Genomic DNA, 17401 nt, shown 5'->3' on the forward strand with positions numbered 1-17401 from the left:
GGAGTGCGCTCGCCTCAGCTGGCCGTCGAGACCGGGACCCCGGACTCCCCGGCCGTCGCCGGTCGGGGATCGCCCAGGCGCACCGGATCGCGGCGGCTGTCCGACCAGGCGGCCCACAGCGTGGCGTATCGACCGCCCGCGGCCACCAGTTCGTCGTGGGTGCCGGTCTCGGCGACGCGGCCCTGGTCGAGGACGATCACGCGGTCGGCGGTCGCGGCCTGGGGGAGGCGGTGGGCCACCACGAGGCCCGTGCGCCCTTCCAGCGCGCGCGAGGCGGCCTGTTCGAGGACACGGGCGCCCGCGCTGCCTGCGTCGGCGGTGGCCTCGTCCAGGATCGCGATCGGCGGATCGGCCAGCACCAGGCGGGCCAGCGCGAGATGCTGCGCCTGCGTCACCGTCAAGCGGTGCCCGCCCTCCCCGACCACCGTGTCCAGACCGTCGGGCAGCGCCTCCGCCCACTCCAGGGCGTCCACGCGGGACAGCGCCGCGCGCAGTTCCTCGTCGGTGGCTTCGGGGCGGGCCAGGCGCAGGTCCTCGGCGAGGGGCCCGGCGAAGACGTGCACCTCCTGACTGATGAGGGTCACCGCGCGGCGCACCCCGGCGGGGCCCAGCTCCTCGACGTCGACGCCGCCGAGCGTGATCGACCCCTCGGACGGCTGGTGGACGCCGGCGATGAGCTTGGCCAGCGTGGTCTTCCCGGCCCCGCTCGCACCCACCAGCGCGACCCGTTCCCCGCTGCGGACCTCCACGTCGACCTCGTGCAGGACCGGGCTCCCGGTGCCGTACGCGTGGCTGAGCGCGGAGACCTTGAGCGAACCGTCCCGCACGTCACGGCGCTCCCGAGGCGCGGGCTCGGCCGGGAGCCCGGAGACTCCCACGAGGCGCGCGAAGCTCGCCCCGGCCGACTGTGCGTCGTCCAGGAGGTACAGCGCGGCGTTGATCGGGTTGAAGAGGCTGTGGAAGTACAACGCGGCGGCCGTGGCCGTACCGATGCTGACCGCGCGGTTGTCCACCAGGACGAACCCGGTGGCGAGCATCGCGCTCAGCCCGATGAACTCGGCGAGGTTGAGCCGGGAGAAGAAGCCCGTGACGATGTGGATGCCGCGCAGCCCGATGTCCCGTGCCGCGCCGGAGCGCTGCTCCAGGAGATCGGTGTGCGTCCTGTTGAGACGGAAGGCCCGCACGGTCCGCACGCCACCGACGCTGTCGAGCAGCTGGTGCTGCAACGCGCCCGTGGCGACGCGGTGTTCGGCGTACACGGGGGAGGAGCGGCGCATGTACCAGCGTACGGAGATCACCTGGACCGGCATCGCGAGCAGCGCGGCCAGCAGGAACCGCCAGTCGAGCAGGGCGAGTCCGCCGAGCGTCAGCACGATCGTGAAGGCGGAGCGGCTGAACTCGGGCAGCGCCTGCCGAACCGACTTGGCGATCATGGAGACGTCGCTGGTGACCCGGGAGACCAGGTCGCCGGACCCGGCCGCCTCGACACGTTCGAGAGGAAGCCGCAGCGCCCGCTCGATGAACTGCTCGCGCAGGGCCGCGAGGACGGTCTCGCCGAGCCGGGCGACGAGCGAGCTGCCGATGGCGGTCGCGGCGCCGCGCGCCACGGCGACGACGATGAGCAGCACGAGCGGCAGCGTCAGGGCGTGGGACCCGCGCCGGTCCACCACCAGGTCGACGATGTGGCCGAGCAGGGGAGCGGTCAGCAGACCGATGCCGGTGCCGGCGATCAGCACGGTGAACGCCACCACGGCGAGGAGCCGGTGCCCGCGCAGCATGGTGCGGAGCGCCGCCATCGACTCGGTGGCGGTGGCGGTCGGCAGGAGCGCACGGTCCGGGCCGGCTCCGCTCATGGTCTGGTCCGTCTTTTCTGTCGGCTCTTCTGTCGGTCCGTCTGCTGTCTGTCCGCGTGTGACTTCCGCCGGTTCGCGCGACGTCGTCATGCCAGCACCGCCGCACGGTAGCTCTCGTCGGCGGCGAGGAGTTCGGGGTGGCTGCCGTCGGCCTGTACGGCACCGTCGTCGAGGATCACCACACGGTCGGTGACCGCGAGGAGCGCGGGGCTCGTGGTGACCAGGACGGTGGTGCGGCCCCGGCGGACATCGCGCAGCTGAGCCGCGATCCGCGATTCGGTGACGGTGTCCACGGCGGTGGTCGGGTCGTGCAGGACCAGGACGGCGCGGTCGGCGGCGAGCGCACGGGCGAGCGCCACGCGCTGCCGCTGGCCGCCCGAGAGGGACCGGCCGCGCTCGGCGAGCAGGGTGTCCCCGCCGTCGGGAAGCAGCTGGGCCACGTCGTCGGCGGCCGAGGCCTTGAGGGCGCTGTCGACCGCGGCCGAATCACCGTCGGCCCCGGCCCGTACGTTGTCGAGCAAGGTGCTCTCGAACAGGTCGGCGTCGTGGTGGGCGACCAGGACGGCCCGGCGCAGCGCGTCCGGGTCGAGTCCGGTCAGGGGTACGCCGTCGAGCTCGATGACGCCTTCCGAGGGGTCCCTCTCGCGGGCCAGGCAGAGCAGCAGGTCGTTGGCCGCGGCCGGGTCCTTGGTGACGATGCCGGTCAGGCTGCCCGCGGGCAGGTCGAGGTCGACTCCGCGCAGCGCGCCGAGCGACACCCCGCGCAGCCTCAGGTGCCCGTCGGCCGCCTCGCCGGGCTCGGCCTCGCCGCCCTCGACGGTGGCCGGCGAGGCGAGGACCTCGGCGATCCGCCGTGCCGACGCGCGGCCCTGGGCGAACTCGGCGTTGACGTAGGTGAGCAGCTGGAAGGGGCCGAGGAGGAACTGCGCGAGGCCCACGGCCGCCACCAGGTCGCCGACGCTGATGCTGCCGCGCATCGCGAGGTAGGCGCCCACGACACCGATGATCGCTATGAAGACGCCGGTCAGCGCGAGGACGGCACCCTCGTGCCCGGCCCTGCTGCGGGCCGCCCGCAGCGCGGCGGCCAGCGAGTCCTGGCTGGTGGTGCGGTAGCGGGAGACCGCCGCCGACTCCGCGCCCATGCCCTTGAGCACACGCAGGCCCGAGACCAGGTCGGCGGCGACGCCCGAGGCGTGGGCCGCGTGCTCCTGCTCGGTCTCGCTGCGCCGCTCGAGAGGGCGGCTGATCTTGTGGCCGAGCCAGAGCAGCGGCGGGATGCCGAGCAGGACGAGCAGGCCGAGCGGTACGGAGATCCTGATCAGGGCCACGGCGCTGATGGCAAGGCCCGCGAGCGCCGCCACCCCGTACGAGATGACGGTCGTCACCGAGCCCACGCGTCGGGCGTCGTTGGTGGCGATGCTGGTCAGGGCACCCGGCAGCCGGTTCTCGTCGGCGCCGCCCCGCGGGTCGAGCACGCGTGTGCCCAGTTCGAGGCGGAGCCGGTGCGCCGCGTGCTCGGCGGCGCCCTCGGTGATGCGGGCGCTGGTCCGGTAGCTCGTGGACAGCACGAGGAAGAGGACCGCGAGCACGATGAGCCAGCGGAGCAGGGCCCCGGAGTCGCGGGTCGCCACCGCGGAGTCGATGATGACGCCGATGACCACGGGCACCAGAGCCTCACAGCCCTGATGGGTCATGCCCAACAAGGACGAGGAGACGACGCGTCGGCGCTGTCCCCTGATCGCTCTGCGGAGGACAAGTCCCCCTGCTGGTCCTCCTGTTGGCATGTGATCCCCCACGGAGATGATCGAAAGGTTAGGTAAGCCTACTCTAAATATGAGGTCGGCCCGGCTTCGCCCGACAGGTTATTCCTGGTCGCGTACGGGGTGCCCATGCCCGTCGTGGCCTGCGCGTTGACCGCTCAGGAGCCTTCGGTTAGCCTCACCTAAGTATCGATCCGTCGGCCCGCGCGAAGCAGGTTCCGCAGCGCAGACGCAGGTCCGCAGCACAACTGAACTGCCAGCAGGGGGAGTGTCGTTGTCCGTCGAAGCCCGGCCGGTGCCCGCAGAGAAGATCGGCGCCCCGGCGGAGTCCGGGACGGGCCGCACCGCCACGACGTTCCGGGGGCTCGGTCTTCTGCTGGCTCTCGGTGCCCTCGTGGTGGTCGGCCTTGTCAGCGTGTGGGTGGGCACCAGAGGCATCGCGTTCACCGACACCTGGTCCGCTCTCTGGAACCCCGACGGGTCGCAGACCTCGGTCATCATCCACGACTACCGCATCCCCAGAACCCTCGTCGGCGTGCTCGTCGGCATGGCCCTGGGGCTGTCCGGCGCGCTGATGCAGGCCCTGACGCGCAACCCGCTCGCCGACCCCGGGATCCTCGGCATCAACCTGGGCGCGTCGGCGGGCGTCGTGGTGGCCATCGCCTTCCTCGGGATGGGCTCACTCCTCGGGTACGTCTGGTTCGCCTTCCTCGGCGCCGCCCTCGCCTCGGTCGTCGTCTATCTGCTCGGTTCCGCGGGCCGGAAACTGGCCACGCCGGACCGCCTCGTCGTCGCGGGCGCGGCCGTGACGGCGGTCCTGTACGCCTTCAACTCGGCCGTCCTGCTGCTCAACCCGAAGGCGTTCGACCAGTTCCGCTTCTGGACGGTGGGCTCGCTGTCGGGCCGGTACTTCGACGTCCTGTACGTCGTCCTGCCGTTCATCGCCGTGGGACTCCTGATCGCCCTCGGGCTCGCCCCCTCGCTCAACGCCCTGGCGATGGGCGACCAGGTCGGGCGGGCCCTGGGCGTGAACGTCGGCAGGACCCGGGTGCTCGGCGCCCTCGCGGTCATGCTCCTGTGCGGCGGCGCCACCGCGGCCGCGGGGCCCATCGGCTTCGTCGGGCTCGCGGTGCCCCACGTCGCCCGGCTCGTCGTCGGACCCGACCAGCGGTGGGTGCTCGCGTACTCGACGCTGCTCGCGCCGATCCTGCTCCTGGGGGCGGACGTCATCGGCCGCGTGATCGGCTCCCCGGGCGAGATCCAGGTCGGCATCGTCACCGCGTTCCTCGGTGCTCCGCTGTTCATCGCGCTGTGCCGCCGCCGAAAGCTGGTCATGCTGTGAGTGCTGTACGCGAGGCCGAGGCCTCGGCCGCCGGGGAGTCCCACGTGAAGAGCGGGGAGTCCCGCATGAAGAAGCGGGGAAAGGCGGACGCCCCGCCGCGCGTCGTCAGCGGCATGGTCCTCCGCGTCGGCGGCGGAGTGTCGCTGCGGGTCCAGGGCCGCGCCGTGGTCGTCACGGCCGTCCTCGTCACCGCGCTCGTCGTCGTCATGGGCATCAGCCTCACCACCGGTGACTTCGAGCTGTCCGTCGGCGACGTGGTCAAGGCGCTGATGGGCAACGGCTCCGGAGGCGCCGACTTCATCGTCAACACCCTGCGCATGCCCCGCCTGGTGACCGCCCTGTGCGTGGGCGCGGCCCTCGCGGTCAGCGGCGCCATCCTGCAGAGCCTCACCGGCAACTCACTGGGCAGCCCGGACATCATCGGCTTCACCAACGGCTCCGCGGTCGGGGCGCTCGTCGTCATCATCGTGATGCACGGCAGCATGACCCAGATCGCGGTCGGCGCCCTGATCGGCGGCCTCGCGACGGCCCTCGCCATGTACCTCCTCATGCTGGGCCGCGGACTCCAGGGCTTCCGCCTGGTCGTCATCGGCATCGGCGTGAGCGCGCTGCTGCTCGCCGTGAACTCGTACCTGATCACCCGCGCGACCTTCCAGGAGGCCCTGGAGGCGCAGGCCTGGCTCATCGGCAGCCTGAGCAACCGGGGCTGGCAGCACGCGAACGCGATCGGCGTCGCGGTCCTCGTCCTGCTGCCGATCGCCTTCTTCCTGTCCCGCCGCCTCTCCATGGTGGAGATGGGCGACGTGACCGCCATGGCGCTCGGTCTCGAGGTGCGCCGCACCCGCACCGCCCTCCTGGTCGTCAGCGTCTGTCTGGCCGCCTTCGCCACCGCGGTGACGGGCCCGATCTGGTTCATCGCCCTGGCCGCCCCCCAGTTGGCCAGGCGCCTGACCCGGTCCTCCGGACCCGCACTCCTCACGACCGCCCTGATGGGCGCGCTGCTGCTGGCCGCCGGAGACCTCGCCGCGCAGCGTCTCTTCGCCCCCTCGCTCCTGCCGGTGGGCGCGGCGACCGGCGTCATCGGCGGTCTCTACCTCATCTGGCTGCTGGTCACCGAGTCGCGAAAGAGCCGTGCATGACTGCAACGAACCGTCCGACGCCCCGTCTGCGCGCCGAGGACCTGACGCTCTCCTACGACCAGCGGACGGTGGCGACCCACCTCGGCGTCGACATCCCCGACCAGTCGTTCACCGTGATCATCGGGCCGAACGCCTGCGGGAAGTCCACCCTGCTCACGGCGCTGGCCCGGATGCTCAAGCCGAAGGCGGGCCAGGTCTATCTGGACGGCGCCGCCATCGCCTCGTACCGCTCACGCGAGGTCGCGAGGCGCCTCGGGCTGCTCCCGCAGTCCTCGACGGCGCCCGGCGGCATCACGGTCGGCGACCTGGTGGCGCGGGGCCGCTATCCGCACCAGCGGCTCCTCAAGCAGTGGTCCGCCGAGGACGAGGACGCGGTGCGCGAGGCGATGCGGCAGACCGGAGTCCTGGAGCTCGCGGAGCGGCCCGTCGACGACCTCTCCGGCGGCCAGCGGCAACGCGTCTGGCTCTCCATGGTGCTGGCCCAGCAGACGTCGATCCTGCTCCTGGACGAACCGACCACCTACCTCGACATCGCCCACCAGGTCGAGGTGCTCGACCTGTGCGCCGATCTGCACGCACGCAAGGGACACACGATCGTCGCGGTCCTCCACGACCTCAACCAGGCCTGCCGCTACGCCACTCACCTGGTGGTGATGAAGGCGGGCGGCACGATCGCGGCGGAGGGCGACCCGGCGAGCATCATGACCGCCGAACTCGTCGAGGACGTCTTCGGGCTGCCCTGCCGGATCATCGACGACCCGGAGACCGGCACCCCGCTGATGATCCCCGCGGCTCCCAAGCGCCCCGTCATGGCAGACGCCCTCCCGTGACCGAAGCCCTCCCGTGACCGACACCCTCTCGTGACCGACACCCTTCAGGGACGGAACAGCCCATGCTCACCACGAGGTTGACGAACGCGCACATACTCACGATGGACCCGGACCATCCCGTCGCCCACGACCTGGGCATCTGGCGCGGCCGGATCGTCGGCCTCGACGGCGCCGTGGCGGCGCTCCCGGCCGAGGAGGTGATCGACCTCCAGGGTGCCACCGTGCTGCCCGGCTTCATCGACAGCCATGTGCACCTGGCCTGGGCCGGCCTGAAGGCGGGCACGCCGAGCGTGGCGCCGTGCGAGCGCGTCGACGACGTCCTCGCGGTGGTGGCGGAGGCGGCGTCCCGCAAGGCCTCGCCCGACGCCTGGGTGGACATCGCCGGGTACGACCAGCGCGCCCTGGGACGGCACTTGACCGCCGCCGAGCTGGACCGTGTCAGCCGGGGCCGCAAGGTGTTCATGATGCACGACTCCGGCCACGCCTGTGTCGTCAACAGCGCCGTCCTGGAACTGCTCCCGGCCGACGTGCCGCACCAGGACGGCTTCCTGGCCGAGAGCGCCATGACCGCGGCTCGGCGGCTGAGGCTGCCGTACTCCCAGGACGAGCTCGCGGACGCCATCGAGCACGCCGGACGGGTCTGCCTCGCCGAGGGGATCACCGCCTGTGCCGAGGCCGGTGTCGGCGGCGGACTGCTCGGCCACAGCCCCGTGGAGGCGGGCGCCTATCAACTCCTGCGCGATCAGGGCAGGTTGCCCCTGCGCGTGCAGCTGATGGCGGCCGCCGACACCCTGCGGGAGGTCGCCGCGCACGGGGACGACGGCATCCCCCGCGCCCTCGGCCTCGGCCTGCGCACCGGGTTCGGGGACGACTGGCTGTCCCTGGGGGCCCTCAAGATCTACACGGACGGCGGGATGATGGCCCGCACCGCAGCCCTCACCGCCCCGTACGAAGGCATGGAGCACACGGGACAGCTCCAGGACGACCCGGAGCGCCTCGCGCAGACCGTCGTCGACGGCCATCTCGCCGGGTGGCAGCTCGCCGTCCACGCCATCGGCGACCGCGCCGCCGACCTCGCCCTGGAGGCCCTGGAGCGGGCCCAGCGCCTCCGGCCGCGCGCCGATGCGCGGCACCGCGTCGAACACGCGGGCCTGATCCGGCCCGACCAGCTCCCGCGGTTCGCGCGGCTCGGCGCGAGCGCGGTGGTCCAGCCGAACTTCCTGCGCCACTTCGGCGACGACTACGCCTCGATCATGGGCGAGGAGCGCGCGCCGTGGATGTACCGGGGCAAGGGGTTCCTCGACCACGGCGTCACTCTCGTGGGCAGCTCCGACCGGCCCGTCACGGACGGATCGCCGCTGCGGGCCGTCCAGTTCATGGTCGAGCGCGCTTCCGCATCGGGGCAACTGATCGGTCCGGACGAGGGCATCACGGTGGAGGAGGCCCTGCGCGCGTACACCGTCGCGGGAGCGTACGCCTGCCGCTGGGACGACAGCGCAGGCACTCTCGCCCCGGGCAAGCGTGCGGACTTGGTGGTCCTTGCCGACGACCCGCGGCGCGTCGACACCGCGCGCATCGGCGACATCCAGGTGGTGGCCACGCTCGTGGACGGCCGCAGGACAGAGGGGTCGAAGCCGCTGTGAGTACGGGACCGGATACCGCTGTGAGTACGGGACCGGATGGGATGCCGCTGTGAGTATGGGACCGGATGGGATGCCGCTGTGAGTATGGGACCGGATGGGATGCCACTGTGAGGCCGGGACCAGGTGCCGCGGTGGGTGCGGGACCGGACGCCGTCGAGCGGTTCGCGGAGCTGTGGCAGGCGCCTGCGCCCGCGCTCCGGTGGGCGATCTGGCTCGTCGAGAGCGAGGCCGTGGTCTTCGACAGGGACATCAACTGCCCTGTCCCCATTGGCGACGGGGCGACGTTCGCCGAGGTCCTGCGGCGGATGCGTGCGGCCGGGGTGCCGGATTGCGACGAGTATCCGGGACGTCCCTGTTCGTAGCGGCGACTTCTCCGGAGCGACTTCTCCGGAGTGACCGCTCCGGGAGGCGGTTTCGTTTGCGAAGGTCACTTAGGCAAGGCTAACCTTAGCGAGCCCTGGGTGGCATGGTGCACGAGCCGACTTCAGCGAACGCCAGGGCTGTGAGGAAAGAGAACCCGTGATCACGGCTGCCCCGCTCCCCGTGCAAGGGCCCGCCCGCGCCCCCGCGCCCACCGCCCTCGCCGTACGCTCCGGCTGTCGCAGGGACGCCGCCGCGCTGATGACCCTGTCCCGGCCGTTCGTCCTCTCGGGCGCGCTGCGTGAACGCCCTTGCTCCTTCTACGTCGCGGACGCGGCCGACTTCCTGGTCGTGGACGCCGGTGACGGCACCCTCGACGGATGCGTGGGCCTGAAGGTTCACGAGGTCGCCCCCGGGGGCGACAGGCCGGCCATGGGTGTCCTGTTCAACTTCTGTGTCGCCGCCCGCAGTCAGGGTCGGGGAGTGGGGGCCCTGCTCCTGCGTGCCGCACTGGCCAGGGCTCAATCCCTGTCGCTGGGCGCACTGTTCACGGCAACGACGGGAAGCGGCGACCTGTTCCTCCGCCACGGTTTCGTCCCGTCCTCGGCAAGTCAGGCGCCGGCGGCGTGGGCCAAGTGCCTGGATCCGCGCCGGAATTCACGAGTCCTGGCCCGGGTGCTGTGAGGGCGGTGCAAGGACGGGCGCTCGCCACGCCTAGTGGGTGGTGTGGGTGGGGTAGACCTGGACGTCGGTGTAGGCGCCCTTGATGTCGCCCGCGCCCGAGGGCCACTCCAGGGTCACGCTGTGGGTCTCGTTGGGGGGTGTCACCTCGATGTTGGTCGGGCTCGCGAGGCTCTCGCCGCTGGTGTCGATGGTGTAGGCGAGGTTGAAGACGGCGGCGTCGCCGGGCTTGAGGGTGGTGACGCGCGGCTGGGCCTGGCCGCGCTCGATGGGGTTCGAGGTGTTGTCGGCGTCCTCACCGGAGCCCGAGCCGCCCTCCGCCTTCGAGCCACCGTCCGAGGACGAAGAAGAAGACGAAGAAGACGAAGAAGCCGAAGAAGACGAAGAAGCCGAAGAAGACGAAGAAGATGAAGAAGACGAAGAGGAAGTGGACGAGGGTGAGGACGAGGAGCCCTTGGCGGAGGAGCCCGTCCCGGAGTCGCCGCCGCAGGCGGTGAGCGAGAGGGTGGCGGCGACGCCGAGGGCGGCGAGAGCGGCGATGCGGGTGGGCTTCCTGGTGTTCCCCCAGGAAGATGTGCAGTGCCTGCGGTGCGTGCGGTGCGTGCGGTCCATGCGCTACGTGCGGTCGGAAATATTTGTATCTCGCACCGAGTTGCAGGCGGTCCATGGCGACGTCTTCGTTCTGTCACAGGCATATCGACCGCACGGACCTCACGGCCCGCCGAGGCGGCACCGCCGACCGCCACCGCTAGGCGCCGAGAATCCCCGGCAATGCCCCGACGAGCGCGTCCACTTGGGACTCCGGGACCGTCAGCGCGGGCGCGAGACGCACCGTCGTGTCGCCTGCGGCGTTGACGAGGAACCCCGCGTCCTGCGCCGCCCGTTGGACCCGTGCCGCGACGGGCTCGGTCAGGCCGACGCCGAGCAACAGCCCCACGCCCCGCACCTCGTTCACCAGGGGATGCCCCAACGCCTCGATGCCGCGCCGCAGTCGCTCGCCCTGGCGGACGACGTGCGCGAGCAGCCCCTCGGCCTCGACGGTCTCCAGGACGGCGAGCCCGGCGGCGCACGCCACCGGATTGCCGCCGAACGTCGAGCCGTGCTGCCCCGGAGTCAGCAGATCGGCGGCCGTGCCGAAGGCGACCGTCGCACCGATCGGCAACCCACCGCCCAACCCCTTGGCCAGCGTCACCACATCGGGGTCGACGCCCTCCACGGCCTGATGGGCGAACCAGTGGCCCGTGCGCCCGATCCCGGTCTGGACCTCGTCGAGCACCAGCAGCGCACCGGCGGCTCGCGTGATCTCGCGCGCCGCACGCAGATATCCCTCGGGCGGCGTGATCACACCGGCCTCGCCCTGGACCGGCTCGATGACGACGGCGGCGGTGGCCTCCGTGACCGCCGCCCTCAGGGCATCCGTGTCCCCGTACGGCACATGGGACGTCTCACCCGGCAGCGGCAGGAACGGCTCGCGCTTGGCGGGCTGTCCGGTCAGGGCGAGCGCGCCCATGGTGCGGCCGTGGAAACCGCCCCGGGCGGCCACCATGCGGGTCCGCCCGGTCCGCCGGGCCACCTTGAACGCCGCCTCGACGGCCTCCGCGCCGGAGTTGGCGAAGAACACCCTGCCGGGCCGTCCCAGAAGTCGAAGAAGCCGCTCGGCGAGCGCCACCGGCGGCTCGGCGACGTACAAGTTGGAGACATGCCCGAGCCGGGCCACCTGCGCGCTCACCGCCGAGACGACGGCGGGGTGGGCGTGGCCGAGCGTGTTCACCGCGATCCCGCCGACGAAGTCGGTGTACGCACGCCCCGACTCGTCCCACACCGTGGATCCCTCGCCGCGGACGAGGGCCAGGGGAGGGGTGCCGTAGTTGTCCATCATCACCGCACGCCAGCGGTCGGTGAGCGGAGCGGGGGCGTCGGTCGTGCCGGTCGGCGGGGCGGCCAGGTCCTGGCTGAGGGTCGTCATGCGGAGCGCGCCTCCTGGTCCGTGCGGTACTCGTGGCTGTGACGGCCCTCGTGACCGTGACGGCCCTCGTCGTCGGGGACGACCGTGGTCCCGGTGCCGCCGGTGAAGACGCCGCGCTGTACCGAGTGCGGCACCCGGCCGTCCAGGACGTGCGCCGCGCGGACACCGGCCTGGACGGCGCGCAGGCACCCCTCCATCTTGGGGAGCATCCCGCTCTCCAACTCCGGCATCAGCTTCTCCAGCTGACTGCTCGTCAGCCGCTCGACGACCTCGGTGCTGCGCGGCCAGTCGGCGTACAGCCCCTCGACGTCGGTCAGCATCACCAGCTTCTCCGCGTCCAGCGCCTCGGCCAGCGCCGCGGCGGCGAGGTCGGCGTTGATGTTGTAGACCTCTCCGTCCCTGCCCCGGGCCACGGGGGAGACCACGGGGATCCGGCCCCGTTCCAGGAGCGAGTGCACGGTGTCCGGGTTCACCTCGACGATGTCGCCGACGAGTCCGATGTCCACCGGTTCGCCGTCCACCCACGCGGGCCGTCGCACGGCGGTCAGGGTGTGGGCGTCCTCGCCGGTCATGCCCACCGCGTACGGCCCGTGTGCGTTGATCAGCCCGACCAGCTCCCGCTGGACCCGGCCCGTGAGCACCATCCGGACCACGTCCATGACCTCGGGGGTCGTCACGCGCAGGCCCGTCTCGAAGCGGACCTCCAGGTCGAGCCGGTCGAGCATGGCGCTGATCTGCGGGCCGCCGCCGTGGACGACGACGGGGTGCAGGCCCGCGCGGCGCAGCTCCACCACGTCCTCGGCGAACGTCCGCTTGAGGTCCTCGTCCACCATGGCGTTGCCGCCGAACTTGATGACGACGACCCGGCTTTGGAACCGCGCAAGCATCTGTGTGATCCCGTTCATGGTGATCCCGTTCATGAGCTGTACGCGCTGTTCTCGTGGACGTACTCGGCGGTGAGGTCGTTGGTCCAGATCACCGCGGACGCGTCGCCGGAGCGCAGATCGGCGGTGATCGTGACGTGGCGCGCCGACAGGTCGACCTTGTCGCGGGGCTCGTCGGCCGCGCCGTCCCTGCACACCCGGACGCCGTTGACGGCGACGTCGAGACGGTCGGGGTCGAACACGGCGTCGGTCGTGCCGATCGCGGAGAGCACCCGGCCCCAGTTCGGGTCCTCCCCGTGCAGGGCGCACTTGAGGAGGTTGTTCCTGGCGATGGACCGGCCCACCGTCACGGCGTCGTCCTCCGACGCCGCGCCGACGACCTGCACCTCGATCTCCTTGGAAGCGCCCTCCGCGTCCTCGATCAACTGCCGTGCCAGATCCAGGCATACGGCGTGCACGGCCTCCTCGAAGGCGGCCTGGCCCGGAGTCACCCCCGAGGCGCCCGAGGCGAGCAGCAGCACGGTGTCGTTGGTGGACATGCAGCCGTCGGAGTCCACCCGGTCGAAGGTGGTGCGCACGGCGCCGCGCAGTGCGGCGTCGAGCGCAGGGGCGGCCAGGTCCGCGTCCGTCGTCAGCACCACCAGCATGGTGGCGAGACCCGGCGCGAGCATGCCCGCACCCTTCGCCATGCCGCCCACCGTCCAGCCGGGTCCGGATGCCGCGGCCGTCTTGTGGACCGAGTCCGTCGTCTTGATCGCGACGGCTGCCTCCTCGCCCCGCTCGGGCGAGAGCCGCGCGGCCGCGGCGTCGATCCCCGAGGTGACCTTGTCCATGGGCAGCGGAACACCGATGAGTCCGGTGGAGCACACCGCGATCTCGTCCGGCACCACGCCGACGCCCAGGGCGCGCGCCGTGTGCTCGGCCGTCCTGCGCGCGTCCTCGGCGCCCGAAGGCCCCGTACAGGCGTTGGCGCCACCGGAGTTGAGGACGACTGCGGCCAGCCGTCCGTCGGACAGAGCCTGCCGGGACCACCGGACGGGGGCGGCCTGGACCCGGTTGGAGGTGAACACACCGGCGGCCGCACGCGACGGGCCGCGGTTCACCACCAGGGCCAGGTCGGCGTCACCGGATTCCTTGATCCCGGCGGCCACGCCGCTCGCGAGGAATCCCTGTGCAGCGGTCACGGTCACGGAGCCACTCCATTCGTGGGCAGGCCCAGGCCTTCCGGAAGGCCGAGGGCGACGTTCATGCTCTGCACCGCGCCACCCGCGGTGCCCTTCGTGAGGTTGTCGATCGCGCTCACCGCGATGAGTCGGCCGGCGTGTTCGTCCACGGTCACCTGGACGTGCGCGCAGTTGGACCCGAGTACGGCGGAGGTGCGTGGCCACTGCCCTTCGGGCAACAGACGCACGAACGATTCGTCGGAGTACGCGACTTCGTACGCTTCCCGAGCCGCCCGCGCGGCCAGGGCGGCGTCCGCCCTCAGACGCGCCGAGCAGGTGGCGAGGATGCCGCGGGGCATCGGCGCGAGGGTCGGCGTGAAGGAGACGGTCACGCGCTCACCCGCCACGCGCGACAGGTTCTGTGTCAGCTCGGGAGTGTGCCGGTGCCCGCCTCCGACGCCGTACGGACTCATGGACCCCATGACTTCGGACCCGAGCAGCTGCGGTTTGGCGGCCCGCCCGGCGCCCGAGGTCCCGCTCGCGGCGACGATCACCGCTTCCGGCTCCACCAGCCCCGCGGCGAAGGCCGGATACAACGCGAGGGTCACCGCGGTCGGATAGCAACCGGGTACGGCGACACGATTGCTCCCCTTCAACTCCTCGCGCGCGCCGGGAAGTTCGGGAAGCCCATAGGGCCAGGTACCGGCATGCGGCGACCCGTAGAAACGTTCCCAGTCCCCGGCGTCCCGGAGCCGGAAGTCCGCACCGCAGTCCACGATCAGCGTCTCCGGCTCCAACTCGCGCGCGAGCGAGGACGATTGGCCGTGCGGCAGGGCCAGGAACACCACGTCGTGTCCGCGCAGCGACGCGGCCGACGTCTCCACGAGCACGCGGTCGGCGAGCGCCCCCAACTGCGGCTGCACCTCCCCGAGCGGTCGGCCCGCGCTGCTGTGCGCGGTGACCGCTCCGACCTCCACTTCGGGGTGTGCCGTCAGCAGGCGCAGGATCTCCCCGCCGGCGTAGCCACTGGCTCCGGCCACCGCGACGCGTGCCGTCATGTCCCTCGTCTTTCGTCGTGCCTGCTGGATGGTCCTGCTGGATGGTGAAGGTGCGATGCCCGGTCACCAGCCCGGGGCCCGGAGCGAGTCATGCCTGCTGAGCGCCTTGGGTGGCTCTGCCGACCAGGAGGTCGTGCAGCATGCGGTCGGTACTGCGGACCACGCCGCTGCGGGCGGCCCAGCGCAGCGCCATGAAGTGGTCCTCGGCGGAGAAGTCGGCGATCGCGTCGGCGACGACGAAGGCCTGGATGTCGTGCATGAAGGCGTCCATCGCGGTCAGTAACACGCCGAAGTGCGCGTACACCCCGCAGACGATCAGCTGGTCCCGGCCCGCGGATCGCAGCAGCCTGCCGAGGTGGCTGCGGAGGAAGGCATTGGGGCGCACGTTGTCCAGCAGGTGTTCGCCGGGTCTGGGGGTGAGGTCCGCGACGATGGCGGCGGCGGAGGGTTCCACGCCGATCCCGGGACCCCATAGGTCGGCCATCAGCCCGCGCTGGCCCGGCGACTGCCCGGCGGGCTCGGCGCTGAAGATCACGGGCATGCCGAGCGTTCCCGCGAGTTCGCGCAGGGCGACGACGTTCTCTATCAGCTCCGCGACGGGGGAGAGCCCTGCCGGAAACGCCCCGACGAAGTGGTTCTGCATGTCCTGGACGAGCAGCGCCGCACGTGCCGGATCGATTTTCCATGCGGCGCGCGAGGGCGGGATGGCGGAGGGCCCAGGCATGGGATATGGGTCGATGACCGGCAAGCTCAAGGACGTTCCCTCCCCTGTGACGCACCTGCGATGCCGCCCCGCGCAGCGAACTTAGCTTAGCCTGACCTAAGTGCATCGCCCCAGGCGGGCTCCGTCACCATGGCGCACAACTGCCCATCGGAATGTCCGAGTTGCCCGTGGGCTCGCTGTGCGCGCACGGCTCCGGGTGTGGCGGCCGCGGCCGTACCCGAACGACCTTGTTGGTTAGGGCAGCCTAACCTAAGATCGGCTGGGTCGCGAGTGTGGTCAGGTGCCGGAGGTGCCGAGCACGCGACCAGCCGTCGGGTGGGGGGAGGGGAGTGAGGGGCGAGTGGCCGTGGGGCCTCGGCGCCAGTGGCCGTCGAGGCAGGTGCACAGCTTGCCCTTCTTCGAGAAGCCGAAGCCGGCAGGCAAGCTTGAAGAACAAACCAGTGGCGAGCCCGGCCACCCGCGGACAACCATGGCCGCATGGCTGATCGACCCGCGCGATGGACCCAGGCGACCGTCTACCCCGACATGTGGACCGACCCGGAGGACGACCCCCGTGACAACAACGGGCCCAGTCCGGACGGCGAGCTCGCGACCTTGCTGGACTTCCTGACGAGCTACCGCACGACGTTGCGGATGAAGTGCGAGGGCCTGGACCCGGAGCAACTGGCGCGGCGTTCGGTTCCGCCGTCGACGATGTCGCTGCTCGGCCTGATCCGGCACCTCGCCGAGGTGGAGCGGGACTGGCGCAACTGGATCGGGGACGGTGAGCCGCTGCCGAAGTTGTACGGCGTGAAGGATGCGGACTTCCACGGAGCCGTCGCCGACCAGGCCGTCGTCGACGCCGCGTACGCCGATCTGGAGCGCGAGCAGGCCGCGACCGATGCTGCCCTGGCCGTGTACGCGGATCTCGGTGAGCGTGTCGGCAAGGACCGGATCGCGGTGCGGGAGCTGATGGTGCACAGGATCGACGAGTACGCGCGTCACGCCGGGCACGCCGATCTGTTGCGCGAGTGCGTCGACGGCCGGGTGGGTCAGTAGCCGGTCACAGTCACCCCGTCTCGTCGAACGCCCGGCAGGTGGCGGAGTCGGGACTGCGCATGCGCCGGATCAGCACTCCTGTCGACCGACGGCCGAGAACGTCGGCAGCAGGCCGCGTTCCTGTGCGAGCAGCACCGTGGTGAGGCGGTCGTGGGAGCCGAGCTTGCGGTAGAGGTTCTCGCGGTGCTTGAGCACGGTGTGCACGCTGATGCACAGCCTGCGGGCGCTCGCCGCGGCCGTGAGGCCCTGTGCCAGCAGGGTCAGCACCGTCAGTTCGCGCGGTGTGATGCCGTGCTCGGCGGCGCGCAGCTCCGGTGTCCTCGGCGCGGAGGTGGCCGGAACGGACCGGCGGAGCACGTCCAACTGCCGCAGGTGGCTGTCGATGCCCATCAGTAGCGGCTGGAGGCGTCGTGCGACGGCCCGGTCCCGCTCGCTGAAATCCGTGCCGTCGCGGCCGATGACCAGGGTGCGGATGACGCCGGGCGGGGCGCGCAGCGGCAGGGCGAGCTGCTGGGTGACGCCAATGGCGTCACGGCCGACCTGGTGGGCCTCGCTGCGCCACCAGCTTGCGTCGGCGACGTCGTTGAGGGTCAGTGGGGTGGTGCTGTGACTGGCCGCGTACATCCGCATGAGGGGATGGGCCCGCATGTGGGTGGTGATGAGGGTGTCCATCCGCTGCTGACCGAGCCATTCGGGCCGACCCACGAGCATCCGGCCGACGCCGGCGTCCCACCGGAGGGCCGCCAGCACACCGATCGTGCCGTGCAGACACTCCCCGAGGCCCGTAAGCAGTCGCGGCCAGGACGGGCCCGGGCCGGGGTCGTGGTAGAGCGCGGAGGCCAGATCGAGCATCTGGTCGTAGTCGCGCACCGACAATCCCCTCATGGCTTCAGTATTTCCGCCTGTGATGATCGATTCCAGGTGGGCCGCCTTCTCTCTTTCGCCGCCGTGTCGGAACGC

The 17401-nt window shown here is 71.6% G+C and carries 16 protein-coding genes; 7 read left to right on the plus strand and 9 right to left on the minus strand.

Annotation, left to right across the window (positions count from 1 at the left end; translation table 11 throughout):
- Nucleotides 1-14: 14 nt before the first annotated feature.
- Nucleotides 15-1853, minus strand: coding sequence for an ABC transporter ATP-binding protein (locus AB0B50_RS02735; RefSeq protein ID WP_362324394.1), 1839 nt, complete (start codon nt 1851-1853; stop codon nt 15-17).
- Between the two features lie 86 nt (nt 1854-1939).
- On the minus strand, nt 1940-3637 hold the full coding sequence (locus tag AB0B50_RS02740; protein ID WP_362324397.1) for an ABC transporter ATP-binding protein: 1698 nt from the start codon (nt 3635-3637) through the stop codon (nt 1940-1942).
- A 286-nt stretch (nt 3638-3923) separates the two neighbouring features.
- Here AB0B50_RS02740 and AB0B50_RS02745 point away from each other — a divergent pair, with 286 nt between their 5' ends.
- From AB0B50_RS02745 to AB0B50_RS02770, 6 genes are all read left to right on the plus strand, one after another.
- The gene (locus tag AB0B50_RS02745; RefSeq protein WP_362325059.1) at nt 3924-4955 is read left to right on the plus strand and encodes an iron chelate uptake ABC transporter family permease subunit; all 1032 of its coding nucleotides are present in this window, start codon (nt 3924-3926) and stop codon (nt 4953-4955) included.
- A complete protein-coding gene (locus AB0B50_RS02750) occupies nt 4952-6094 on the plus strand; it encodes an iron chelate uptake ABC transporter family permease subunit (protein ID WP_362324400.1) in 1143 nt (380 codons plus the stop codon). The genes AB0B50_RS02745 and AB0B50_RS02750 overlap by 4 nt, the downstream gene beginning before the upstream one ends.
- Nucleotides 6091-6924, plus strand: a complete 834-nt coding sequence (locus AB0B50_RS02755) for an ABC transporter ATP-binding protein (RefSeq protein WP_362324402.1) — start codon at nt 6091-6093, stop codon at nt 6922-6924. The genes AB0B50_RS02750 and AB0B50_RS02755 overlap by 4 nt, the downstream gene beginning before the upstream one ends.
- A 62-nt stretch (nt 6925-6986) precedes the next feature.
- The gene (locus AB0B50_RS02760; protein WP_362324405.1) at nt 6987-8567 is read left to right on the plus strand and encodes an amidohydrolase; all 1581 of its coding nucleotides are present in this window, start codon (nt 6987-6989) and stop codon (nt 8565-8567) included.
- Nucleotides 8568-8698: 131 nt separating this feature from the next.
- Nucleotides 8699-8929, plus strand: coding sequence for a hypothetical protein (locus AB0B50_RS02765; protein WP_362324408.1), 231 nt, complete (start codon nt 8699-8701; stop codon nt 8927-8929).
- Nucleotides 8930-9086: 157 nt separating this feature from the next.
- Nucleotides 9087-9611, plus strand: a complete 525-nt coding sequence (locus AB0B50_RS02770) for a GNAT family N-acetyltransferase (RefSeq protein WP_362324411.1) — start codon at nt 9087-9089, stop codon at nt 9609-9611.
- Nucleotides 9612-9641: 30 nt separating this feature from the next.
- On the opposite strand, the gene AB0B50_RS02775 is transcribed toward AB0B50_RS02770, so the two are convergent.
- The 6 genes from AB0B50_RS02775 to AB0B50_RS02800 all read right to left on the minus strand — a co-directional run bounded on the left by AB0B50_RS02775 (nt 9642) and on the right by AB0B50_RS02800 (nt 15403).
- Nucleotides 9642-10220: a DUF4232 domain-containing protein gene (locus tag AB0B50_RS02775; protein ID WP_362324414.1), complete on the minus strand. Its 579-nt coding sequence runs from the start codon at nt 10218-10220 to the stop codon at nt 9642-9644.
- Between the two features lie 136 nt (nt 10221-10356).
- Nucleotides 10357-11487 carry an acetylornithine transaminase gene (locus AB0B50_RS02780; protein WP_362325062.1) on the minus strand — a complete coding sequence of 377 codons (1131 nt, stop codon included), beginning with the start codon at nt 11485-11487 and terminating at the stop codon, nt 10357-10359.
- A gap of 83 nt (nt 11488-11570) precedes the next feature.
- Nucleotides 11571-12479 carry an acetylglutamate kinase gene (argB, locus tag AB0B50_RS02785; RefSeq protein WP_362324417.1) on the minus strand — a complete coding sequence of 303 codons (909 nt, stop codon included), beginning with the start codon at nt 12477-12479 and terminating at the stop codon, nt 11571-11573.
- Nucleotides 12480-12490: 11 nt separating this feature from the next.
- Nucleotides 12491-13648 (minus strand): bifunctional glutamate N-acetyltransferase/amino-acid acetyltransferase ArgJ, encoded by a 1158-nt coding sequence (gene argJ, locus AB0B50_RS02790; protein ID WP_362324420.1) that lies wholly within the window; start codon nt 13646-13648, stop codon nt 12491-12493.
- On the minus strand, nt 13645-14679 hold the full coding sequence (gene argC, locus AB0B50_RS02795) for an N-acetyl-gamma-glutamyl-phosphate reductase (protein WP_362324423.1): 1035 nt from the start codon (nt 14677-14679) through the stop codon (nt 13645-13647). Before argC ends, argJ begins: the two co-directional genes overlap by 4 nt.
- Nucleotides 14680-14767: 88 nt before the next feature.
- The gene (locus tag AB0B50_RS02800) at nt 14768-15403 is read right to left on the minus strand and encodes an isochorismatase family protein (RefSeq protein ID WP_362324426.1); all 636 of its coding nucleotides are present in this window, start codon (nt 15401-15403) and stop codon (nt 14768-14770) included.
- A 477-nt stretch (nt 15404-15880) separates the two neighbouring features.
- Here AB0B50_RS02800 and AB0B50_RS02805 point away from each other — a divergent pair, with 477 nt between their 5' ends.
- Nucleotides 15881-16441: a DinB family protein gene (locus AB0B50_RS02805; protein WP_362324429.1), complete on the plus strand. Its 561-nt coding sequence runs from the start codon at nt 15881-15883 to the stop codon at nt 16439-16441.
- A 69-nt stretch (nt 16442-16510) separates the two neighbouring features.
- Here the strand turns inward: AB0B50_RS02805 and AB0B50_RS02810 are convergent, their stop codons facing one another.
- Complete coding sequence (locus AB0B50_RS02810; protein ID WP_362324432.1) at nt 16511-17326, minus strand: LuxR C-terminal-related transcriptional regulator; 816 nt, start codon at nt 17324-17326, stop codon at nt 16511-16513.
- Nucleotides 17327-17401 lie beyond the last annotated feature (75 nt).

This window comes from Streptomyces sp. NPDC041068 (genome assembly GCF_040647455.1).
Taxonomy (GTDB): Bacteria; Actinomycetota; Actinomycetes; order Streptomycetales; family Streptomycetaceae; genus Streptomyces.

What these genes read in the sequence shown, in the direction of transcription:
- AB0B50_RS02735 (WP_362324394.1), bottom strand. Translation starts at nt 1,853, where the DNA reads ATGAGCGGAGCCGGCCCGGACCGTGCGCTCCTGCCGACCGCCACCGCC.
- AB0B50_RS02740 (WP_362324397.1), bottom strand. Translation starts at nt 3,637, where the DNA reads ATGCCAACAGGAGGACCAGCAGGGGGACTTGTCCTCCGCAGAGCGATC.
- AB0B50_RS02755 (WP_362324402.1), top strand. Translation starts at nt 6,091, where the DNA reads ATGACTGCAACGAACCGTCCGACGCCCCGTCTGCGCGCCGAGGACCTG.
- AB0B50_RS02760 (WP_362324405.1), top strand. Translation starts at nt 6,987, where the DNA reads ATGCTCACCACGAGGTTGACGAACGCGCACATACTCACGATGGACCCG.
- AB0B50_RS02775 (WP_362324414.1), bottom strand. Translation starts at nt 10,220, where the DNA reads ATGGACCGCACGCACCGCACGCACCGCAGGCACTGCACATCTTCCTGG.
- AB0B50_RS02780 (WP_362325062.1), bottom strand. Translation starts at nt 11,487, where the DNA reads ATGATGGACAACTACGGCACCCCTCCCCTGGCCCTCGTCCGCGGCGAG.
- argB (WP_362324417.1), bottom strand. Translation starts at nt 12,479, where the DNA reads ATGAACGGGATCACACAGATGCTTGCGCGGTTCCAAAGCCGGGTCGTC.
- argC (WP_362324423.1), bottom strand. Translation starts at nt 14,679, where the DNA reads ATGACGGCACGCGTCGCGGTGGCCGGAGCCAGTGGCTACGCCGGCGGG.
- AB0B50_RS02800 (WP_362324426.1), bottom strand. Translation starts at nt 15,403, where the DNA reads ATGCCTGGGCCCTCCGCCATCCCGCCCTCGCGCGCCGCATGGAAAATC.
- AB0B50_RS02805 (WP_362324429.1), top strand. Translation starts at nt 15,881, where the DNA reads ATGGCTGATCGACCCGCGCGATGGACCCAGGCGACCGTCTACCCCGAC.
- AB0B50_RS02810 (WP_362324432.1), bottom strand. Translation starts at nt 17,326, where the DNA reads ATGAGGGGATTGTCGGTGCGCGACTACGACCAGATGCTCGATCTGGCC.